Source organism: Anabaenopsis tanganyikae CS-531, assembly GCF_029891675.1.
Lineage (GTDB): Bacteria > Cyanobacteriota > Cyanobacteriia > Cyanobacteriales > Nostocaceae > Anabaenopsis > Anabaenopsis arnoldii.
Genome location: NZ_JANQDF010000074.1, coordinates 1 through 5,223, shown reverse-complemented (window position 1 = coordinate 5,223; position 5,223 = coordinate 1). Strand labels below are relative to the sequence as shown.

The following is a 5,223-nucleotide window of genomic DNA, read 5'->3' as shown; positions in this document are numbered from 1 at the left end:
TAAATGGGGCGTACAACATATTAAGAAAAGCAGTCCTGAACGCTTTTGCAGACGGGATAGAGGGGTTAGGAGTAACTCCAATCAGGTTTACCCCTGGTAAAGTGACTTTGTAGATTTGTCTATAATTTCACAAACTCTACTTGACATCCCATGTATTTTACTTATAGTTTTGATAAAAAGTGATAAGAAGTACGTTTTTTGCGGATATATTCAGTATGATTTCGGTTAAAAGATTGGTTGAGGCAGCAAAACAGTCGAACTAGAATTTAATTGGTTCGACTAGATACTATGGAATGGTTTGTGTGTTTCATCACTCACAGGTAGAGAAGTTGAGGAGTAACTGAAATTAGTATGTCTGCATCTCATATCTCCAACTCGATGATTACAGGTTTGAATATCCCTTGGACTCAAGACAAGCAATTGTCACTGATGCAGGGTGAAATTTTCTTGCAAACCTTACCCCATACAGCTTGGGGTGGTGCGGTTACAGCTTGGATGTATTTACCACTACTGCGATCGCATGTATGGCAGCAATTAACTGATTACCGTCGTTGGGTGGAATATTTTCCTGATATTATCAAAAGTCAAGTTTTGTCACAAGCTCAAGTGAAGCGACTGTATCAATCTGCACAAAAGAAATTTTTATTTCTCACAGCCGAAGTAGAAATTTATCTTCATGTCGTAGAACTGCTAGGGGAACAAATTCAATTCCGCATGGAAAGAGGGAGTTTTGCCGACTTCAGCGCCACTTTAGATCTAAAAGATTTGAGTCATGGCACTTTGTTAGCATACCGAGTACAAGCTACCCCTAATATTCCCATCCCCTCTGTTTTGATTCAACAAGCCATGAATTTTGAGTTACCGGCAAATATGCGTAATATGCGACAAGTTTTATGTCAGTAGGCATAACTACAAAGGTGAAACTCTGGTAATGCGGGCACTTTTCCCGCTATTACTATAGCATTTCCCATGCTCGTGAGGTACATTTTTTTTAGTTTGAGGGAACAGGGAACAGGGAACAGGGAACAGGGAATAGGGAATAGGGAATTGGTGTGTACTTCATGAGCCTGAAAAAGGCTCTATACCTGACCCAGATAGAATTTAGCGTTAAATAGGGGACTTAGTCCTTGTCCCCTACTGATGCTTATTTTTCTTAACTGGTAAACACTTCTACAGGTAAACGACTGAAGGAAAGACGCTCATTTTGTACATCCACAAAAATAGTGTCGCCGTCGTTGAATTCACCCCGTAAGATAGCCTTAGCAATTTGAGTTTCTAACTCTCTTTGAATGGCTCGCTTGAGTGGGCGCGCACCATACACAGGATCATACCCTACTTCTGCCAAAAAGTCAAGGGCTGCATCGGAGAGTCTCAGGGATATCTTGCGATCGCTTAATCTTTCCCTTAATCTTTCTAGTTGTATTAGCACAATCTGGCGCAGTTCCTTTTTCTCCAAACCGTGGAAGATAATCATTTCATCAATACGATTGAGGAACTCTGGGCGGAAACTATTGCGCATAGCTTCCATAACTCGGCGGCGCATTTCATCATACTGTGTAGCCTCCCCAGCCACATCGAGAATATACTGTGAACCGATATTACTGGTCATGATAATAATCGCATTCTTAAAGTCCACAGTATGACCTTGGGAATCGGTGACACGACCATCATCGAGGATTTGCAGGAAAATATTAAATACGTCCGGGTGTGCTTTTTCGATTTCGTCGAACAAAATCACAGCATAGGGACGACGGCGAATAGCTTCGGTTAACTGTCCCCCCTCTTCATAACCCACATATCCAGGAGGCGCACCAATTAACCGGGAAACCGTGTGTTTCTCCATATATTCAGACATATCAATGCGCACTAAAGCCTCTTGTGTGTCGAACATATAGGCCGCCAGGGCTTTGGCTAACTCAGTTTTACCGACACCAGTCGGACCGAGGAAAATAAAGCTAGCTGTGGGACGATTGGGGTCAGCTAGTCCCGCGCGGGATCTTTGGATAGCATCGGCTACAGCTGTAACCGCTTCAGCTTGTCCCACGACGCGGCGGTGTAGTTCATCTTCTAAATGCAGAAGTTTTTCCTTTTCTGATTCTACTAACTTGCTGATGGGGATTCCTGTCCACTTAGAAATAATTTCCGCAATGTCAGCTTCTGTGACTTCTTCACGCAATAGGGATTTACCAGTTTTTTGGGCGTTGGCTAATTCCCCTTCTGCGGCTTCTAATTGGCGATGTAAATCTGTTAACTTCCCATATTTCAACTCTGCAGCACGATTCAGGTCATAATTTCTCTCTGCTTGCTGTACTTCTAAATTAACTCGGTCAATTTCTTCTTTAATTGACTGAATTTTGTTGATAATATCTTTTTCCGATTGCCATTGAGCAGTCAGGGTTCTTTGTTCTTCTTTGAGATCCGCTAGTTCTTTTTCAATTCTTTCTAAACGTTCTCGAGAAGCTGCATCTGTTTCTTTTTGCAAAGACAGCTTCTCCATTTCCAATTGCAAAATCTTACGGTCAATTTCGTCTAGTTCCTCTGGTTTAGAGGTAATTTCCATTTTTAACCGTGCCGCAGCTTCGTCTACCAAGTCAATGGCTTTATCTGGGAGGAAGCGATCGCTAATGTACCGACTAGACAATGTAGCGGCTGCAACTAAAGAACTGTCGGATATTTTTACCCCGTGGTGGACTTCATAGCGCTCTTTCAACCCCCGCAATATAGAAATTGTATCTTCTACACTGGGCTGATCTACATATACTTGCTGGAAGCGTCGTTCTAAAGCCGCGTCTTTTTCAATATATTTACGATATTCATCTAAGGTGGTCGCCCCAATACAACGCAATTCACCCCTGGCCAACATGGGTTTTAACAAGTTCCCCGCATCCATAGCGCCTTGGGTAGCACCAGCACCGACGACGGTATGAATTTCATCAATAAATAAGACTATATTACCGCCGGATTCTGTAACTTCTTTTAATACTGCTTTGAGTCGTTCTTCAAATTCCCCCCGGAATTTAGCCCCGGCGATTAAAGCACCCATATCTAAGGCGATTAATTTCCGGTCTTTCAGGGACTGGGGGACATCACCAGCAATAATTCTTTGGGCGAGTCCTTCAGCGATGGCGGTTTTACCAACACCTGGTTCACCAATCAGCACGGGATTATTTTTAGTACGTCGCGATAGAATCTGCACGGTGCGGCGAATTTCATCATCCCGGCCAATAACTGGGTCTAGTTGACCTTTACGTGCTGCTTCTGTCAGATCACGTCCGTATTTTTCCAGTGATTGATATTTTCCTTCTGGATTTTGGTCGGTCACTTTTTGACTCCCACGAATTTGCTTAATAATTTTTTTGAGTTTACCTTCGTCTAAACCAAATTCTTGGCATAAAGCTTTACCAAAGCGGTCATCTTTGGCGTAAGCCAGTAATAAATGTTCAATAGAAATATATTCGTCTTGGAAATCTTGACGATATTTATCTGCTCTATCTAATAGTGTATCTAAACTGCGACCCAGAAATACAGATGTACTGCTACCAGATACTTTTGGTTGGCGTTGGAGAAATTGGTCAGTGCGATCGCGGATTCTTTGCAAATCAACACCCGCTTTAGTTAATATGCTGCTAGCTAAACCATCTTGTTCTAGCAAGGCTTTCATCAGGTGTTCGCTTTCGAGCTGCTGTTGCTGATGTTGTTTAGCAATATCTGGGGTATGGGCGATCGCTTCCCAAGCTTTTTCGGTAAATTGGTTAGGATTAGTGGGTTGCATAGGCTTTTGCAATAATAAAGAACCGCCAAGGATAAATACCTTCAGGCTGCACCGACTGAAAATTTCTATTGTTAATCCATATTGTAAGCAGCACCCCTGATCAGCGAGATCGGTGTTCACGTCTTCTGTGAGTGGTATTTCCCTTCCCCTGCTCCTGAATTTACAAATCTTCTTAGGAAGAACCGAGTATAACCTACATGAGATTTCAAAGGGACTGAATATCCCTAATCAACTCTAAGGTCAGTTGATAGGGTTCTTGTTGTCCCTCTTGCTCAAACAGATTTGCAGCTTGCTGAAGGTCAGCTACTGCACCTTGCTTATTTCCCAAACCAAGACGGGAAATTCCTCGCGCCAGGTAGGCTTTAGCGTAGCTAGGGTTAATTTTGATAGCTTGATTCAAATCAGCGATCGCTTGTCCATAGTCTTCTAATTGAGCACGTGCAAATCCCCGGAGGTAGTAAGTGTCCTCATCGTTAGGATTAATCTTGATAGCTTGGGTATAATCAGATATTGCCCCTTTATAGTCTTCTAATCTACTACGGGCAATCCCTCGATTATAGTAGATATCAGCATTGTTAGGATTAATCTTGATAGCTTGGGTATAATCGGCTATTGCCCCTTGATAGTCTTCTAAGCCACTACGGGCAAATCCTCGGAGATAGTAGGTATCAGCATCGTTAGGATTAATCTTGATAGCTTGATTAAAATCAGCGATCGCCCCTTGATAGTCTTCTAATAGACCACGAGCAATTCCTCGCATGACGTAGGCTTGAAAAAACTCAGGATCAATCTTGATCACCTCGGAAAAATCAGCGATCGCTCCTTGGTATTCTCGTTGTTCCAGCTTCTCTATACCTTCAAAAAAATAATTACGCGTTTGTAACTGCTTTCCCTGTTTCCACTTCCCAGAGTTGGTTGCAGCACATTGGCTTGTATTGCACACTGCACCCACTACCTGGGGCTGTGCTAAGATTATCGATATCCCTAATACTGTGCTTGGTATTATTCTGAGTAACTTGGGTTGGGTATTGTTGATTTTAACTACCATCTGTCAGTGCCAATTATTAATTGTGTATATCATAACAGCACATGGAATTACCTACTTCCAAGAAACACATAAAAAAAAGAGAGTGACAACAAAAAGCGATCGCGTTCTGTAAACAATCACATCCTGGATTTTTACCCCAATAGGGAGGATAGGCTCACAAACCCATCCCCCCAAACCTTTATTTCCTCGCAATTACCCAGACTGCGTGGACGATTCCAGGAATATAACCCAAACAGGTCAACAAGATATTAATCCAAAAATCTAGAGTTTGTGAAATTATAGACAAATCTACAAAGTCACTTTACCAGGGGTAAACCTGATTGGAGTTACTCCTAACCCCTCTATCCCGTCTGCAAAAGCGTTCAGGACTGCTTTTCTTAATATGTTGTACGCCCCATTTAAA

Annotated in this window: 3 protein-coding genes and 1 pseudogene; 1 reads left to right on the top strand and 3 read right to left on the bottom strand. The window is 42.4% G+C overall.

The window, feature by feature from the left end:
- Nucleotides 1-351: 351 nt before the first annotated feature.
- Nucleotides 352-903, top strand: a complete 552-nt coding sequence (locus NWP22_RS07615) for an SRPBCC family protein (protein ID WP_271733452.1) — start codon at nt 352-354, stop codon at nt 901-903.
- A gap of 250 nt (nt 904-1,153) precedes the next feature.
- Here NWP22_RS07615 and clpB read toward each other — a convergent pair whose 3' ends face one another.
- The 3 genes and pseudogenes from clpB to NWP22_RS07600 form a co-directional block, all read right to left on the bottom strand.
- A complete protein-coding gene (clpB, locus tag NWP22_RS07610) occupies nt 1,154-3,772 on the bottom strand; it encodes an ATP-dependent chaperone ClpB (RefSeq protein WP_271733453.1) in 2,619 nt (872 codons plus the stop codon).
- A gap of 205 nt (nt 3,773-3,977) precedes the next feature.
- Nucleotides 3,978-4,820, bottom strand: coding sequence for a tetratricopeptide repeat protein (locus tag NWP22_RS07605; RefSeq protein WP_280801692.1), 843 nt, complete (start codon nt 4,818-4,820; stop codon nt 3,978-3,980).
- A gap of 178 nt (nt 4,821-4,998) precedes the next feature.
- Nucleotides 4,999-5,082 (bottom strand): annotated as a pseudogene (locus tag NWP22_RS07600) (YqaE/Pmp3 family membrane protein); the annotation flags it as partial.
- Nucleotides 5,083-5,223: the final 141 nt, after the last annotated feature.